The sequence below is a fragment of the Streptomyces antibioticus genome, from assembly GCF_002019855.1.
In the GTDB taxonomy this organism is placed as follows: Bacteria; Actinomycetota; Actinomycetes; order Streptomycetales; family Streptomycetaceae; genus Streptomyces; species Streptomyces antibioticus_B.
Window position 1 is genome coordinate 6,593,189 of record NZ_CM007717.1, and the last position, 16,450, is coordinate 6,609,638.

Genomic DNA, 16,450 nt, shown 5'->3' on the forward strand with positions numbered 1-16,450 from the left:
GCCCCTACTCCTGCTCCAGCACCACGCACGACTCCGCCGGCACCCGCAGCAGCCCGTCCTCGCCCGGCCCCCGCACCGGCTCCCACGCGGCCAGGATCCGGGCCGGGCGGGTGCCGAGGGGGATCTCCGCGGTCTCCTTGCCGAGGTTCACCGCGACCCGGACGTCCCCGCGCCGGAACGCCAGCCAGCCGGCCTCGGCGTCATGGGCGACCTTGATGTCGGTGAGGTCGGGGTCCGTGAGGTCCGGGTGCGCGTGCCGCAGCGCGATCAGCTCCCGGTACCAGGCCAGCACCCGCGCGTGCGGCGCGCGCTCCGGCTCGGACCAGTCCAGGCAGGAGCGGTCGCGGGTCGCCGGGTCCTGCGGGTCGGGCACCTCGTCCTCGGCCCAGCCGTGCTCCGCGAACTCCCGCCGCCTGCCCCGCCGTACGGCCTCCGCCAGCTCGGGGTCGGGGTGGTCCGTGAAGTACTGCCAGGGGGTGCCGGCCGCCCACTCCTCGCCCATGAACAGCATCGGTGTGAACGGCGCGGTCAGTGTCAGGGCCGCCGCGCAGGCCAGCAGGCCGGGGGAGAGGGCCGCCGACAGCCGGTCGCCCTGGGCGCGGTTGCCGATCTGGTCGTGGGTCTGGCCGTAGCCGAGCAGCCGGTGTGCGGGGATCCGGGTCCGGTCCAGCGGGCGGCCGTGCCGGCGGCCCCGGAAGCCGGACCACCCGCCGTCGTGGAAGTAGCCGCCGGTCAGGGTCTTGGCGAGCGCGGTGAAGGGGGCGCGCGCGAAGTCGGCGTAGTAGCCCTGGGACTCGCCGGTGAGCGCGGTGTGCAGCGCGTGGTGGAAGTCGTCGTTCCACTGCGCGTGCAGGCCCAGCCCGCCGTCGCTGCGGGGCGTGACGAGCCGCGGGTCGTTCAGATCGGACTCGGCGATCAGGAACAGCGGCCGGTCGCTCTCGGCGGCGAGCGCGTCCACGGCCGCCGACAGCTCCTCCAGGAACGGGTACGCGCGCGTGTCCGCCAGCGCGTGCACGGCGTCGAGGCGCAGCCCGTCGAGCCGGTAGTCCCGCAGCCACGCCAGCGCGCTGCCCAGCAGGAACGCCCGCACCTCGTCCGAGCCCGGGGCGTCCAGGTTGACGGCCGCGCCCCACGGGGTGTGGTGGCGGTCGGTGAAGTACGGCCCGAACTCCGGCAGATAGTTCCCGGACGGCCCGAGATGGTTGTGGACGACGTCCAGGACGACACCCAGGCCGAGTTCGTGCGCCCGGTCCACGAACCGCTTCAGCGCCTCGGGCCCGCCGTACGGTTCGTGCACCGCCCACAGCGCGACCCCGTCGTACCCCCAGCCGTGCCGGCCGGGGAACGGGCACAGCGGCATCAGCTCGACATGGGTGACGCCCAGCGCCGCGAGATGCCCGAGCCGCTCGGCGGCCGCGTCCAGGGTGCCCTCGGGGGTGTAGGTGCCCACGTGCAGCTCGTAGAGGACCGCCCCGGGCAGCGCGCGGCCGGGCCACGGGACCCGCCAGTCGTACCGGCCGTGGTCGACGACCGCGCTCGGCCCGTCCGGGCCGTCCGGCTGGCGGCGCGAGCGCGGATCGGGGCGCACCGGGCCGTCGTCGAGCGCGAACCCGTACCGCGAGCCGTCCTGCGCGCTCGCCTCGCCGGTCCACCAGCCGGCCCGCTCGGGATCGCGCTCCAGCGCGCTCGCGACGCCGTCGCACTGGAGCGTCACACGATCGGCCTGCGGTGCCCACACCTCGAACTGCACGGACGGTTCCCCTTCGTCTGCTGAGCGTGATGGCGTGCGTCCATCGTGCTGCACCGGGGATCGATCCGCTTTTGAAACACCCCCATTGCGCAGGGTGTCGTCGGCCACGCGCGCGTGCGGGCGTTCACTCGTTTTCTGGACACCCGGGGTTCACTGACCGACAATCACGAGCGTGACGTCGTCTTTCGAGTTCAACGCGTATCCCGCCCGGCTGTCGGACGTGGAGCGCGACAAGGCGCTGAAGGTGCTGCGTGACGGCGTCGCCATGGGCCGCCTGTCGCACGACACCTTCATCCGGCGCATGGAGCTGGCCCTCGCCGCCCGCCGCTCCGAGGAACTCGCGGCGCTCACCGCCGACCTGCCCAAGGAGAGCCGCCTGTCCCGGGTGATCTTCGGCAGCGTGGAGGCGGTGTCCGGGTTCACCGTACGGCTGCGGCGGGCCTGGCAGGCCGAGCGGCTGCCCAAGCTGCTGCTGCCGCACCCCGGCACCGAACACGCCCTGCGCATCGGCCGCGACCCGGCGAGCGGGCTGCGGCTGACCCACGAGAGCGTCTCGCGGGTGCACGCCGAACTCAGCCGCCAGGGCGGCATGTGGGTGCTGCGCGACCTCGGCTCCACCAACGGCACGACCGTCAACGGCCGCCGGGTCATCGGCGCCGCCGTGGTCCGCGAAGGGGACATGGTCGCCTTCGGACGGATCGCGTTCCGGCTCTCGGTGAACTGACCGGGACAGACCCCCACATCGGCCCCGCGAGGCCCAAGTCCCGCCGCCCGGGGCGGTGTTGACGAACCCCTGGCCGATGACTCACTGTGCGTATGCCGGACACGCCCGGTGAACCGACGGCGCCGCCCCGTGGAGGTGTGCCCCCTGCCGCCCCTCCCGCGCTACCCGACCGTGGACGAACTCGCGGCCCGCGCCGCCCTCCTGGCCGGCCGCCGCTCCCGGGACGCCCGGCTCCGCCGCGTCGGCGTCTCCCGCGCGGGCACCCCCCTGTGGCTGCTCTCCCTCGGCCGGGGCTCCCGGCAGGCCCTCGTCGTCGCCGGACCGCACGCCAACGAGCCGGTCGGCGGCGCCACCGTCCTGCGCCTCGCCGAACGCGTCCTGGCCGACCCGCGGCTCACCGAGGGCGCCGACGCCACCTGGAACCTGCTGCTCTGCCTCGACCCCGACGGCCTGCGCCGCAACGAGGGCTGGCTGACCGGCCCCTACAGCCTCGGCCGCTACTTCCGGAACTTCTTCCGGCCCGGCTTCCACGAACAGCCCGAGTGGCTGCCCGACGGGGCGGCCGCCGCCGCGCTCCCGGAGACCCGGGCCCTGCTCCGCCTCCAGGACGAGCTGAAACCGTTCTTCCAGTGCTCGCTGCACGGCGTCGACGTCGGCGGCGGCTTCGTGGAACTCACCCGCGACCTGCCCGGCCTCGACCGCCGGATGGCACACGCCGCCGCCCGCCTCGGCATCCCCCGCGAACTCGGCCCCTACGACACCCTGTACTGGCCCCGGCTGGGCCCGGCCGTCTACCGGATCCCCCGGCCCCGCCCGCGCGGCCTGGCCGCCGCCATCACCGAGGCCGCCGTCGAGTCGACCTGGTGCCACCCGCTCCGGTACGGCACGGTCACCGCCGTCGTGGAGGCGCCCATGTGGGGCGTGCCCGGCGTCCAGGACGGCGCCCCGCCCGCCGACCCCGGCGCGGCGCTGCACGCCGTCAGCACCACCCTGCGCCACGACGCGCGCGTGCTGGAGCACCTCCTCGCGCGCGTGCGGCCCCATCTCGGCGGCACGCCCGACGTGGCGCGGCTGCTCGCCCCCGTGGACGACTACCTCCTGGTCTGCCCCGGCCTGGCCGACGCCTGGGACCCGGCCACCACCGACCCCGCCCGCCCGCTGCCGCCGCTCACCAACGCCCATCTGACCGCCCTGCGGATCGCGGGCCGCCGGATCGCCGTCCGCACCGCGGGCCTGCTGCACCAGCTCGTCACCCGCGCGGGCCGCGACCCGGCCGGCGCGCTGCCGGTGCTCGACCGGCTCATCGACGCCTGGTGCGCCGCCTACCGCGACGACAGCGGGGCACGCTGGATCCCCGTCGCCCGCCAGGCCGAGTACCAGGCGCGGGTGGTGCTCGCCGCGTTCGACCTCGCCGGACGGCACGCGCCGCGCGCACGAACGGGTGAGCCGCACTGGGGGACGCGGCCCGCCGTGCCGATGCACCGGGAATGACGCACTTCTTCCCCACCGCGCCCCGCCGGCGCGCCCTTCCCGCCGTCGCCACCGCCCTCCTTCTCGCCGCGGCCGCCGTCCCGGCCCACGCGGTCTCCGGTGACGCGCGCCCCGGCGACTGGCTCCGGCTCACCGTCACCCGGGGCACCGGACAGTCCGGCGAGACCCGGAGCGCCGTGCTGCTGTGCGCGCCGCCCCAGGGCCACTCCCGCGCCGCCGAGGCGTGCGGACAGCTCGCGGCGGCCGACGGCGACCCCGCCCGGCTCGCGCCGCGGCCCGGCGCCATCTGCGCGATGCTCTACGCCCCGGTCACGGCCCGCGCGAGCGGACGGTGGGGCGGACAGCCGGTCGAGTTCAGCCAGACCTACGGCAACGACTGCGAACTGGAGGCGCTGACGGGCGCGGTGTTCGCCCTCGACAAGACCGACGCGGGGGACGGCACGGACCTGGCGGGCGGGGCGGACGCCGCGGGTGTCGCGGGCCTGGCGGACCTCGCCGGCCTCGTCGACCTGACGGACCTGGCCGACCTGACGGGGGCGGGGGCGGAGACGCCCGGGATGTGACCGGGGGAGCGTGGGGCGGCGTGGGGCGGCGCGGCTTGGGTGGCTCACGCGCGTGTGCCCTCGTGCCGCTCCATCGCGCGCGTGTGCCCTTATGCCGCTACCTCACGCGCGTGTGCCCTACGCGGGACGGGGCGTGCACGGGCGCCCGACGGTCGGCAGCCCCCTCACGCGTGTGGGTGCCCTACGCCGGGCCCTCACGCGTGTGTGCCCAACGCCGGGCCCTCGCGCGCGTGCGCCCTACGCCGCCCCCTCGCGCGCGTGCAGCGCCGCCGCCACCACCGTCCGCGACTGGTGCTCCACCTGATGCTCCAGCGGCACCCAGCGGGCCCGGAAGCGGACGGCGAACGCGTCGCTCCATGTCTCGACGAGCTGTTCGAGACGCGGGGCCGCGTGGTCGTCGGTCTCCTGGAGGACCCGCCACAGCATCGCGGCCGCCCTGAGCGGCAGCCGGCGCGCGAAGGCGTCCACACTGCCGACGTACGCCATCGTGGTGTCCGCGGGCGGCACATGGATCCAGTCCGAGGCCAGCCCCGGCACCAGCTCCAGCGCCCACTTGGCGGCCCGCAGCAGCGGCCCCTCGTCGCCCTCCAGCCGTGGCAGCGCCTCGGTGAGCACCCGCTCCACCTCCCGCGCGTCCCGCTGGAGCCGCTCCGCGAGGCGCCGGATCGCCGCGGCCGGCGCGGGATGCGGCGCCGGGTCGTCCACCAGGTCGCTCGCCCACATCGGCACCTCCACGACCGCCGTGAGACCGCCGTAGCGGTGGGCGTGGTACCAGGTGCTGTGCCGGGCGTCGTCCGGCATGCTCGGGTAGGCCGCGTCCGCGCCGGGGTCCGGCATCACGTGCACGCCGGGGCCGGACGCCGGCCAGCCCGCCGCGTCCGAGGCGCCCGTCTCCACCGGGATGTGGAGCTGCGCCGCCGACTTGGCGAACGGCTCCGCGAGCCCCGGGATGTCCCGCGTCAACTGCACCCAGCTCCCGCCCAGATCGGTGCCGTGCAGCGTCACCTGGAGGTAGGGGCGCAGCTCGTCGATGACCCGGGTCAGCGCCCGGGTCTCGGGCGGCAGCCGGTCCGGCGGCAGCACGGCGGGCGACCACTCCGGCTGCTCGGGTCCCGCGGGCCTGAAGAAGCCGAGGTGGTACTCCAGCAGACTGCGCGGCGCCGGAGTGATGTGCAGGCTCGCCCCGTCGGGGTCCGCGCACAGCAGGAAGTGCCAGGACGTCCCGGTGCGCAACTCGCGTTCGTGCAGGACCCGTTCGGCCAGGGCCAGCAGGGTCGGGCCACCGGTCGGCTCGTTGGCGTGGGCCCCCGCGACGACGAGGACGGCGCGCCGGGCGTGCCCCACCGACAGCAGGTGCAGCGGGCGGCCCGCGCGGGAGAGACCCACCTGCCGCAGCACACACAGGCCGGGGTACTGGGCGGTCAGCGCCCGGGCGGCGCTGGTCAGTTCGGTCACCGTCGGGTAACGCAGCACCGGCAGGAGACTCACCCCCGTTATGTCCACCCTGCTCGCATTCCGCAGTACCCCACGGCCCCGGGGAACTGTCAAGTGGTCCCTCGGGGCGGCGCCAGGGGGCGCCCGGAGGCAGAGGCGCACGGGCCGGACCGCCGCGCGCCTATGCCGTCGGCACTTTTCGGCCGTAGGGCCAGGTCACCCAGGCCGGGTCACCGGTTCCCGCTCAGCCGACCCGCTCCAGCAGGGCCACCGGCAGCCGTTCGAACAGCTCCGCCACGCGCGCGTGCCCGGTGAACTCCCGCCCGGTCCCCTTCGGGGCCAGCGCGTCGGCCCACCGCCCCGGCGGCAGCGGCAGCAGCGTCTCCCCCCAGCCGCCCGCCTCCGCTAGCCGCAGCGACAGCCGGGTCACCGCCGTCACCACCTCGCCGGAGCGCGCGAAGGCCAGACAGTGCGCGGCGGCCGGCCCCTCGGCGACCAGCGGCTCGTACGTCGCGGACGTGCCGAAGACCTCGGGCCGCCGCCGGCGCAGCCGCAGCGCGGCGGTGGTGACCGCACCCTTCACGCTCTCCCCGGGCGCCTCACCTCCGTCGGCGGGCTCCGGCGGCGGGAACTGCACCGGACGCCGGTTGTCGGGGTCCACCAGCGCCAGGTACTCGTGCTCCGTGCCCTGGTAGACGTCCGGCACGCCCGGCATCGTCAGATGCGTCAGCGCCGTGCCGAGCACATTGGCCCGGATGTGCGGGGCCAGCTCCTCGCGCAGGGCGGCCACCCACCGCCCCGGCACCCCGCACGGCCCCGTCGCGACGAACGCGGCCACCGCGTCCTCGTACGGCGGTTCCTGCTCGGTCCAGCTCGTGTAGAGGCCCGCCTCGCGCGCGTGCTTGAGCATCGCCTCCCGGATCCGCTCCGGGTCTGCCGGACCGAGCCCGAAGGCGGTCTGCCAGGCCGCCCAGGCGAGCTGCCCGTCCGGTTCGGCCTCCTCCGCGTGCGTGGCCCGCGCCAGGACCTCCGCCCACCGCCCGGGGCACTCGGTGAGCACCGCCAGCGCGGCCCGTACGTCGGCGCTGCGCTTGGTGTCGTGCGTCGACACCACCGTCCCGCCCGCCGGCCAGTCGCGCTGCACGCGCGCGCAGTACGCGTGGAAGTCCGCCGGGGACACCCCCGGGGCGCCGGGCTCGCCGCCCACCTCGTTCGCCGCGAGGAAGGGCACGTACCGGTAGAACGCCGTGTCCTCCATCGCCTTGGCGCGCAGCGCGGACGCCGTCTGCGCGAACCGGGCCCGGAACTCCGCGCGCGCGGGACCCGTGCCGCCGAGCACCAGCGCGCGCACCACGTCGACCGCGCCCGCCTCCTCGGACACCACGAAGGCCCGCCGCGCCTCCTCGGCGGCCTCCTCGGTGACCACGGCCGCCGGATCGCCCGAGGCGTACGGCCGGTACACCTCCAGGCGCACCAGCAGCTCCACCAGCGCCGTGCGCAGCGCCCAGGGGGCGCGGTCGCGCAGGGCGGGGTCGTGGGCCGTCGCGCAGACCCGGGAGGCGGCCCGGGTCAGCCGGTCCAGTTCGGCCGCCAGCTCGTGCCCGAGCACCCCGTACGCCGCCCTGCGCGCGGTGGCCGCCCAGTCGCCGCCCCGGTCCGTCTGCGGGGCCGCGAAGCGCCGGTAGTGCTCCAGCAGCTCCCCGGCGCCCTCGGGGTCCGTGAACAGGCCGTCGACGCGGCGCAGGGCGTCGTATCCGGTGGTGCCGGCCACCGGCCAGGAGGGCGGCAGGCGCTCGTCGTCCGCGAGGATCTTCTCGACGACCGTCCAGCGGCCGCCGGTGGCCTCGTGCAGCCGGTCCAGATAGGTGTCGGGGTCGGCGAGGCCGTCCGGGTGGTCGACGCGCAGCCCGTCGAGCACGCCCTCGTGCAGCAGCCGCAGGAGCGTGCCGTGGGTCGCCTCGAACACCTCCGGGTCCTCCACCCGCACCCCGATCAGCTCCGAGATGCTGAAGAACCGCCGGTAGTTCAGCTCGGTGCGGGCCAGCCGCCACCACACCGGCCGGTACCACTGGGCGTCCAGGAGCTGCGGCAGCGGCAGCTCCTCGGTGCCGTCCCGCAGCGGAAGGGCGTGCTCGTGGTAGCGCAGGACGCCGTCCTCGACGCGCAGGTGCTCCAGCTCGGCGCCGACGGGACCGCCGAGCACCGGGACGAGCACCTGGCCGCCGCCCGCCTCCCAGTCGATGTCGAACCAGCGCGCGTACGGCGACTTCGGGCCCTCCCGCAGCACCTCCCACAGGGCGCGGTTGTGACGCGGGGCCATCGCCATGTGGTTGGGGACGATGTCCGCGACCAGGCCGAGCCCGTGCTCGCGCGCGGTGCGCGCCAGCTCCCGCAGGCCGTCCTCGCCGCCGAGTTCCGCACGCACACGCGTGTGGTCGACCACGTCGTAGCCATGGAGGGAGCCGGGCACCGCCTCCAGGACCGGCGACAGATGCAGATGGGACACACCCAGCGAGGCCAGATACGGCACCGCGGCCGCCGCGGCGGCGAACGGGAACGCGGGCTGGAGCTGCAACCGGTAGGTGGCCGTGGGCACGACAGGGACAGCGGGCGCAGGGGTCATGCAACCCTACGTACCCGCCCGGCCCCGATTCGTGTCACCCGGGCCCCGACCGGGTGCCCCCGGCCGGGCCCGTCGGCCCGCATCGCGCGCGTGTCCGGGCCCGCCCGCCGGCCCGCATCGCGCGCGTGTCCGGGCCCGCCCGCCGGCCCGCATCGCGCGCGTGCCCGCCCGCCGTCCCGGCTACGCGGGCCGCTGGAGCACCGTCATGCTCCGGTCCACCAGCGTCAGCCGGTCCCCGGCCTGCACCTTGCGGCCGCCCTCCCGGGGCACCGCGGCCGGGTCCGCGGTGTCGACGACCACCTGCCACTGCCGCCCGTGGTCCACCGGCACCACGAACTCCAGGGACCGCGGTGAGGCGTTGAACAGCAGCAGGAAGGAGTCGTCCGCGATCCGCTCCCCGCGCGGGCCGGGCTCCGAGATCGCGTTGCCGTTGAGGAACACCGACATGGCCGACGCCTGCGCCCGGTCCCAGTCCCGCTGGACCATCTCCTCGCCCTCCGGGGTGAACCAGGCGATGTCCGACAGCTCGTCGTGGGTGCCCTCCACGGGCCGGCCGTGGAAGAAGCGGCGCCGCCGGAAGACCGGATGCTCCCGGCGCAGCCACACCAGCGCCCGGGTGAACTCCAGCAGGTCGTCGCCGTCCTGCGGCCAGTCCACCCACGCCAGCTCGCTGTCCTGGCAGTAGGCGTTGTTGTTGCCCCGCTGGGTGCGGCCGAACTCGTCCCCGTGGCTGATCATGGGCACGCCCTGGGACAGCATCAGCGTCGCCATGAAGTTCCGCATCTGCCGGGCCCGCAGCTCGCGCACCCCGGGATCGTCGGTCTCGCCCTCCACCCCGCAGTTCCACGACCGGTTGTGGCTCTCGCCGTCCCGGTTGTCCTCCCCGTTGGCCTCGTTGTGCTTCTCGTCGTACGACACCAGGTCCCGCAGGGTGAACCCGTCGTGGCAGGTCACGAAGTTGATGGAGGCCAGCGGCCGGCGCCCGTCGTCCTGGTAGAGGTCGGAGGAGCCGGTCAGCCGGGAGGCGAACTCCGCGAGCGTGCGCTGCTCGCCCCGCCACAGATCGCGCACCGTGTCGCGGTACTTGCCGTTCCACTCGGTCCACAGCGGCGGGAAGTTGCCCACCTGGTAGCCGCCCTCGCCCACGTCCCACGGTTCGGCGATCAGCTTCACCTGGGACACGACGGGGTCCTGCTGCACCAGGTCGAAGAACGACGACAGCCGGTCCACCTCGTGGAACTGCCGGGCCAGGGTCGCCGCCAGGTCGAAGCGGAACCCGTCGACATGCATCTCGGTGACCCAGTACCGCAGCGAGTCCATGATCATCTGGAGGACGTGCGGGGACCGCATCAGCAGCGAGTTCCCGGTGCCCGTGGTGTCCGTGTAGAAGCGGCGGTCCTCCGAAAGGCGGTAGTACCGCTCGTTGTCGATGCCCCGGAAGGACAGCGTCGGCCCCAGGTGGTTGCCCTCGGCGGTGTGGTTGTAGACCACGTCGAGGATCACCTCGATCCCCGCCTCGTGCAGCGCCCGCACCGCCGACTTGAACTCCAGCACCTGCTGGCCGCGGTCGCCCCAGGAGGCGTACGCGTTGTGCGGGGCGAAGAACCCGATCGTGTTGTAGCCCCAGTAGTTGTTCAGGCCCATGTCGACCAGTCGGTGGTCGTTGACGAACTGGTGCACCGGCATCAGCTCCAGCGCCGTCACCCCGAGCGTGGTCAGGTGTTCGATCAGCGCCGGATGGGCGAGCCCCGCGTAGGTGCCGCGCAGCTCCTCCGGCAGCCCCGGATGGCGCATCGTCAGACCCTTGACGTGCGCCTCGTAGATCACCGTCCGGTGGTACTCGGTGCGCGGCGGCCGGTCGTCGCCCCAGTCGAAGTACGGGTTGACCACGACCGACGTCATGGTGTGCGGGGCCGAGTCCAGGTCGTTGCGCCGATCGGGGGCGCCGAAGTGGTAGCCGTACACCTCCTCGCCCCAGTGCACCTCACCGGCGACCGCCTTCGCGTAGGGGTCGAGGAGCAGCTTCGCCGAGTTGCAGCGCAGCCCGCGCGCGGGCTCGTACGGGCCGTGCACCCGGAAGCCGTAGCGCTGTCCGGGCATGATGCCGGGCAGGTACGCGTGCCGTACGAACGCGTCGCTCTCCCGTAGTTCCACCGCCGTTTCCGAGCCGTCGTCGTGCAGCAGACACAGCTCCACTCGGTCCGCGGCCTCCGTGAAGACCGCGAAGTTCGTTCCGGCGCCGTCGTACGTGGCACCGAGGGGATACGCCTCTCCAGGCCAGACCTGCATGGAACGACTCTTTCAGGTGTGCCGCCGCGCCGCTGGCGCCTTGCCCCCGAGTCTCCCCGAAAGTGAGGGAACCACCCGCGACTTACGGCCCTCTTACCTGGCGACCAGCGCATACGCCGGCATACGGCGTATGCCGAACCAGTGGGGCAATCAGACGTACTCCCGCGCATCAGGGGGAGTAGGGGGCAATTGTGCGCACGACAGTGCGCCGCCACCTGGGCAAGGTGGTGGCGGGAACGGCCCTCGCGGTGGCCGCGACAGCCGTGATGGTCGGCATCACCCTGCCGAGCACGGCGGGGGCGGACGACACCGGGGGGACCAGGGCCGGACAGACGGCCGGACAAGCGACAGGACAGGGCGCGGCCGACGGCCAAGGCGGCGCGGTGGCGCCCGGCGTCGTCGAGGAGGCCCCGTCGGAGGGCCGGAAGGGCACGGGCCGCGACCCGCTCACCGACGACGAGCTGAAGCGCGTCGAGCGCATCGCGCTCAGCCGCCAGCTCTTCAACGCCGCCCAGGACGTCGAGGGCGACCGCGGACCGCAGCGCCTCGGCGTGGACCTCGCCGCGCCCGAGGCCGACGAACTGGACGACCCGAAGGCGCCCCGGCGCGCCGACGTGACGTTCTACGACTACAAGAACGACTCGGTGGTCACCAAGACCGTCAACCTCGACACCGGCAAGGTCGAGAACACCGCCACCCAGACCGGGGTGCAGCCGCCGCTGAGCAGCGCCGAGCAGGACGAGGCGGGCCGGCTGCTGATCGCCGACCCGCTCGGCGCCGGACTGCGCGCCGACTACCAGGACGCGACCGGCTCCCAGCTCACCTCGCCCGATCAGCTCCAGCTCGCGAGCATGATCTACCGCGCGGTGCCGGGCGCCCAGCCTGCCGCGCTCGACCAATGCGGAAAGCACCGCTGCGTGCGCCTGCTGCCGAAGGTGAAGAACGGCCCGTGGATCGACGCGCGGTCCCTGGTGATCGACCTCAGCACCGCCAAGGTCGTCGAACTCACCGGCTGAGCCGCGCCGCGTCCACCCTTCCCACCAGCTCCGCGTGTCCTTCATGTCTAGGAGTCATGTCCACATGCGCGTGAACCACATCAGCCGTACCCGCAAGGGAGCGGCCTTCGGCCTGTCGCTGGCCGCGCTGGCCGCCGGCGCGACCGCCGGGGCGGGCCCCGCCGTCGCCCAGCCGAAGGCCGCCCCCGCGCCGGCCGCCGACTGCAGCGCCGCCTACCGCATCGAACAGAAGCTCTCCACCGGCACCACCTGGCGCATGTGCTGGCGCTACGAGGCCAAGTCCGGGCTCGTCCTGGAGAAGGTCACCTACCAGCCGCCCGGCGAGCCCAAGCCGATCCGCGTCCTCACCAGCGCCAAACTCGCCCAGATCCACGTCCCATACGACGACGGCAAGAACGAGTACAACGACGTCACCGACTACAACTTCGGCTCCGGGCTGGTGAATCTGGCCCCCGCCGAGTGTCCCGGCGGCACCATCAAGACGGTCAAGGTCCCCGAGTCCTTCGACCCGGCGCACCCCAACGTCAAGGGCCTGTGCACCACGACCCGTTCACGCGGCCACGCCTACCGTATGCAGGCCGACACCGGCAACAAGGTCTACCAGGCCCAGGGCAAGGACCTGCTCGTCTACACGGTCAACAAGGTCGGCTGGTACGAGTACATGACCGAGTGGCGCTTCTCCGACGACGGCACCGTCAACATGAACGTCGGTGCCACCGGCAGCCTTTCGCCCTTCGACTACGACGCGGGCGACGGCCGCGGCTGGCCGATAGGCAAGGGCGCCAAGGCGTACGCGACCAGCCACAGCCACAACGTCTTCTGGCGGCTGGACTTCGGCCTCGACGCCTCCTCCGCCAACAAGATCGAGCAGTACGACTCGGTCGTCAGCCCGCCGGCGAGCGGCCAGCAGGGACCGACCGCCAAGACCAAGCGCACCCCCGTCACCAAGGAACTCGCGGGCGACGCCAAGAACATGCGCTGGTGGCGGGTCGTCAGCAACATCGGCAAGAACAAGGACGGCCACCCGCGCAGCTACGAGCTGGTCCCCGGCGCCACCACCAAGTACTCCGGACGTCCCTTCACCAAGCACGACGTCTACTTCACCGAGTACAACAAGTGCGAGATGTACGCCAACAACAACCCCCTCGCCTGCGGCGCCGGTCACCCGAAGTCCGTCGACAAGTGGGTCAACGGCCAGACCCTCAAGCACCCGGTGACCTGGGTCAACGTCGGCTTCCACCACATCGCGCGGGACGAGGACCAGCAGCCGATGCCGGTCCACTGGCAGGGCTTCTCCATCGTCCCCCGCGATGTCACCGCTATGAATCCGCTCACTCCGCCGGCCCTCGCGGGTCAGAACGGTCGTCCGAACAACGGAAGTTGAGAAACGACCTGCCCATCCGGCTGCATCGCCGACCGCTCCCGGAGTACCCTTCCTTGATCGTTGGCACAGGGAGAGCTCGGGGGAGCGGAAGGCGGTGCGCGGGTGGGCTCGGGAGGGCTGGAGCTGCCCCCTGGTGACGACAGTCACGAGGGGAACTCCACAGACGCCCCGCCCGGCACGGTGTCCCTGGCCCGGCCGATGGAGACCAACTCCATCGGCCCGGAGCTGGACTGGGACGCCGACGCCTGGCGCGAGGTACGCACCCGCGCCCAGCGGGCCGGCCGGGCCTACATCTGGCTGAACCTCGTGGAACAGCGGCTGCGCGCCGTCGTGGCCGCCGTACTGCGCCCCATCTACGAACCCGTCCACGGCGACGACTGGGTGGTCGCCGCGGCCGGCCCCGCCGGACAGGAATGGGTGCAGCGCGCGGTCGCCGTCCGCGAAGTCAGCCGCCGCAAGGGCTACTTGCTCGACCCGGCCGACGACAATGTCATCTCCTTCCTGACGTTGCCCCAGCTCCGCGAGCTGATGGTCCAGCACTGGCCGTGCTTCGAGCCGTACTTCGACGACCGCCGGGACGTCGAACTCGCCCTGGACGAGCTGGAGGTGACCCGCAACGTCGTCTCCCGCAACCGCGCCCTGTCCGAGGCCGTCCTCGGCCAGGCCGAACGGGCCTCCGCACGGCTCCTGGAGATGCTCGGCACCAGCGGCGACGTACCGTCCGCGCGTCGGCTGCCCGTGGACGCCGTCGAGGACCTCGTCGGCGACCGGTACGCGGACGTCGTCGCCGTCCACTCCGACCGGGTGCGGCTGCTGCGCCAGTTCCCCGCCGAGGACATCTTCGACGGCTCCCGGCGCATCGACGCCATCGGCATCGGCCTCAACCTGCTGGTGCAGAACTTCTCCGGCCGCCGGCTGGTCCGGCTCGCCGAGGCCGGCGCCCGGATCCGGCTGCTCTTCCTCAACCCGGCCTCCAGCGCCGTCAAGCGCCGCGAACGCGAACTGGGCATGAAACGGGGCGAGCTGAGCCGCTCGGTGGAGATGAACATCCTCCATATGCGCCGCGTCCGCTCCCGGCTGCGCGACCCGGGCGCCTTCCAGATCCAGGTGTACGACGAGACACCCCGCTTCACCGCCTACCTCGTCGACGGCGACGGCACCGACGGCGTCGCCGTCGTCCAGTCCTATCTGCGGCGGATGCGCGGCATGGAGGCGCCCGTGCTGGTGCTGCGCAACGGCAACCGGGTGGTCAAGTCCGGCGAGGCAGAAGAAGTCGGACTTTTCTCGGCGTACCGCGAGGAGTTCGAGCTGGCTTGGGCGGATTCGCGCCCTGTGTCCTGAAGTGGAGGGCTCTCCTCTCATTGTCAGTGGCCCGTGCGAAGGTGGGGACCACTGGGGGAAAGCACCACCGAGAAGGGGGGCCACGCATGGCCTGGTACCAGGAGCTGCTGGTCGGCTTCGACCTGGAGACGACCGGGACGGACCCGCGCGAGGCGCGCATCGTCACAGGGGCCGTGATCGAGGTCAGGGACGGACAGGTCCTGGGACACCGGGAGTGGCTCGCCGACCCGGGCGTGGAGATCCCGGCCGACGCCGTCGCCGTGCACGGCATCAGCAATGAGCGCGCCACCGCCGAGGGCCGCCCCGCCGACCAGGTGGCCGACGCCCTCGCCGACGTCCTGACGGGCTACTGGCGCGCCGGGGTCCCGGTCGTCGCCTACAACGCCGCCTTCGACCTCACCCTCCTCACCGCCGAACTGCGGCGCCACGGACTGCCGTCCCTGCGCGACCGTCTCGGCGGCGTGGACCCGGCACCGGTGATCGACCCGTACACCATCGACCGCCGGGCCGACCGCTACCGCCGGGGCAAGCGCACCCTCGAAGCGGTCTGCGCCGAGTACGGCGTCCCGCTCGACGCCGCTCACAACGCCTCGGCGGACGCCCTCGCCGCCGCCCGGCTGGCCCGTGCGATAGCTGGCCGGCACCCCAAGATCGCGGCCCTTGGTCCGGCCGAGCTGCACCACCGCCAGATCGAGTGGTACGCCGAGTGGGCGGCCGACTTCCAGAGCTTCCTGCGCCGCAAGGGCGAGCCGGACGCCGTGGTGGACGGCGTCTGGCCGGTCCGGGAACTGGCGGACACCCCCGCCGGCTGACGCCACCGGCCGAGGTTCCGGCGGGCGCCGCTTCCCCGGCGCCCCGTCAGAAGGGGTACCAGCGCACCGCCGCGTCCCCGTCCCGCAGGGACGCCACCCGGCGCTCGAACTCCGCCCGCGCCCCGGGGTTCGCGGGCGCGTGCTGGGCCACCCAGGCGCAGCTCGCCGTCTCACGCGCACCGCGCAGCACCCCACACCCCTCCCACTCCCGTACGTCCCAGCCGTACGCCTCGGTGAAGGCGTCGTACTCCCGCGCGGGCAGCCCGTAGCGGTCCCGCGAGAGGGCCATCACCACCAGATCGTGCTCCCGCAGATCGGCGGAGACGGTCTCCAGGTCGACCAGGACCGGACCGTCGGGCCCGATGTGCACATTGCGGGGCAGGGCGTCCCCGTGGATCGGCCCCGGCGGCAGATGCGGGGTGAGCGCGGCGGCCGCCGCCGCGAAGCCGTCGCGGCGCTCGCGCAGATAGGCCGCGTCCGCGGGGTCGACCGCGTCGCCCGCCAGGCGCAGCCAGCGCTCCACCCCGGACAGCAGATCGCGCGGCGGCAGCCCGAAGGCGGGTGCGGGCAGGGCGTGCAGCCGTCGCAGCAGCACCGCCAGATCGCGCGGTCCGGCGGGCCGTACGGGATCGGGCAGCCGGTGCCACACCGTCACCGGGTGCCCGCGCACCAGCAGCGGTTCCGGCGCGGCCGCCCGTACCGCCGGGACGTCCGCCTCCGCCAGCCATGCCGCGACGTCCAGCTCCCGCCGGGCCCGGTCCAGGAGTTCGGCGGTCCGGCCCACCTTCACCACCAGGTCACCCGCGGCGAACACAGCGTTCTCGCCCAGGGCGAGCAGCCGCGCGTCCCCGGCCGGGCCGGGCAGCACCCCCGCCGCGGCCAGTACGTCCCGTGCCGCCGCCTCGTCCATCGCCGCCTCCGTGTCGCCCGTCCGTCCGCCGTTTCCGGTGATCAGTCTCGCATTCGCACAGGTCGGACGGTGTGGGCGGATCTTTCTCGGATGTGCGCGGATCTTTCCCGGAA

The 16,450-nt window shown here is 73.8% G+C and carries 12 protein-coding genes; 7 read left to right on the forward strand and 5 right to left on the reverse strand.

Going from position 1 to position 16,450, the window contains the following annotated elements; translation table 11 throughout:
• Positions 1-4 precede the first annotated feature (4 nt).
• Positions 5-1,750: a malto-oligosyltrehalose trehalohydrolase gene (gene treZ, locus AFM16_RS29885; protein ID WP_078635420.1), complete on the reverse strand. Its 1,746-nt coding sequence runs from the start codon at positions 1,748-1,750 to the stop codon at positions 5-7.
• Between the two features lie 172 nt (positions 1,751-1,922).
• Here treZ and AFM16_RS29890 point away from each other — a divergent pair, with 172 nt between their 5' ends.
• The 3 genes from AFM16_RS29890 (at position 1,923) to AFM16_RS29900 (ending at position 4,528) form a co-directional block, all read left to right on the forward strand.
• Positions 1,923-2,474 carry an FHA domain-containing protein gene (locus tag AFM16_RS29890; protein WP_078635423.1) on the forward strand — a complete coding sequence of 184 codons (552 nt, stop codon included), beginning with the start codon at positions 1,923-1,925 and terminating at the stop codon, positions 2,472-2,474.
• 171 nt (positions 2,475-2,645) lie between these two features.
• The gene (locus AFM16_RS29895) at positions 2,646-3,965 is read left to right on the forward strand and encodes a M14 family zinc carboxypeptidase (protein WP_078637127.1); all 1,320 of its coding nucleotides are present in this window, start codon (positions 2,646-2,648) and stop codon (positions 3,963-3,965) included.
• The gene (locus tag AFM16_RS29900; RefSeq protein ID WP_078635425.1) at positions 3,962-4,528 is read left to right on the forward strand and encodes an SSI family serine proteinase inhibitor; all 567 of its coding nucleotides are present in this window, start codon (positions 3,962-3,964) and stop codon (positions 4,526-4,528) included. Before AFM16_RS29895 ends, AFM16_RS29900 begins: the two co-directional genes overlap by 4 nt.
• 237 nt (positions 4,529-4,765) lie before the next feature.
• Here the strand turns inward: AFM16_RS29900 and AFM16_RS29905 are convergent, their stop codons facing one another.
• The 3 genes from AFM16_RS29905 to glgX all read right to left on the reverse strand — a co-directional run bounded on the left by AFM16_RS29905 (position 4,766) and on the right by glgX (position 10,874).
• Complete coding sequence (locus tag AFM16_RS29905) at positions 4,766-6,016, reverse strand: M14 family zinc carboxypeptidase (RefSeq protein ID WP_030793119.1); 1,251 nt, start codon at positions 6,014-6,016, stop codon at positions 4,766-4,768.
• Between the two features lie 190 nt (positions 6,017-6,206).
• The gene (treY, locus tag AFM16_RS29910; protein ID WP_030793116.1) at positions 6,207-8,585 is read right to left on the reverse strand and encodes a malto-oligosyltrehalose synthase; all 2,379 of its coding nucleotides are present in this window, start codon (positions 8,583-8,585) and stop codon (positions 6,207-6,209) included.
• 180 nt (positions 8,586-8,765) lie between these two features.
• Entirely contained in the window at positions 8,766-10,874 is a 2,109-nt protein-coding gene (glgX, locus tag AFM16_RS29915) for a glycogen debranching protein GlgX (RefSeq protein ID WP_030793113.1), read from the reverse strand.
• Between the two features lie 191 nt (positions 10,875-11,065).
• Here glgX and AFM16_RS29920 point away from each other — a divergent pair, with 191 nt between their 5' ends.
• From AFM16_RS29920 to AFM16_RS29935, 4 genes are all read left to right on the forward strand, one after another.
• The gene (locus tag AFM16_RS29920) at positions 11,066-11,890 is read left to right on the forward strand and encodes a hypothetical protein (protein ID WP_030793110.1); all 825 of its coding nucleotides are present in this window, start codon (positions 11,066-11,068) and stop codon (positions 11,888-11,890) included.
• A gap of 64 nt (positions 11,891-11,954) precedes the next feature.
• The gene (locus tag AFM16_RS29925) at positions 11,955-13,274 is read left to right on the forward strand and encodes a copper amine oxidase (protein WP_030793105.1); all 1,320 of its coding nucleotides are present in this window, start codon (positions 11,955-11,957) and stop codon (positions 13,272-13,274) included.
• A 102-nt stretch (positions 13,275-13,376) separates the two neighbouring features.
• On the forward strand, positions 13,377-14,615 hold the full coding sequence (locus AFM16_RS29930; protein WP_078635428.1) for a DUF5919 domain-containing protein: 1,239 nt from the start codon (positions 13,377-13,379) through the stop codon (positions 14,613-14,615).
• A gap of 86 nt (positions 14,616-14,701) precedes the next feature.
• Positions 14,702-15,427, forward strand: a complete 726-nt coding sequence (locus AFM16_RS29935; RefSeq protein WP_030793100.1) for a 3'-5' exonuclease — start codon at positions 14,702-14,704, stop codon at positions 15,425-15,427.
• Positions 15,428-15,473: 46 nt separating this feature from the next.
• Here the strand turns inward: AFM16_RS29935 and AFM16_RS29940 are convergent, their stop codons facing one another.
• Positions 15,474-16,337 (reverse strand): phosphotransferase enzyme family protein, encoded by an 864-nt coding sequence (locus tag AFM16_RS29940; RefSeq protein ID WP_078635430.1) that lies wholly within the window; start codon positions 16,335-16,337, stop codon positions 15,474-15,476.
• Positions 16,338-16,450: the final 113 nt, after the last annotated feature.

Bases quoted from the DNA above. Each gene is read 5' to 3' on its own strand.
- AFM16_RS29900 (WP_078635425.1), top strand. From the start codon at position 3,962: ATGACGCACTTCTTCCCCACCGCGCCCCGCCGGCGCGCCCTTCCCGCC.
- treY (WP_030793116.1), bottom strand. From the start codon at position 8,585: ATGACCCCTGCGCCCGCTGTCCCTGTCGTGCCCACGGCCACCTACCGG.
- AFM16_RS29925 (WP_030793105.1), top strand. From the start codon at position 11,955: ATGCGCGTGAACCACATCAGCCGTACCCGCAAGGGAGCGGCCTTCGGC.
- glgX (WP_030793113.1), bottom strand. From the start codon at position 10,874: ATGCAGGTCTGGCCTGGAGAGGCGTATCCCCTCGGTGCCACGTACGAC.
- AFM16_RS29935 (WP_030793100.1), top strand. From the start codon at position 14,702: ATGGCCTGGTACCAGGAGCTGCTGGTCGGCTTCGACCTGGAGACGACC.
- AFM16_RS29940 (WP_078635430.1), bottom strand. From the start codon at position 16,337: ATGGACGAGGCGGCGGCACGGGACGTACTGGCCGCGGCGGGGGTGCTG.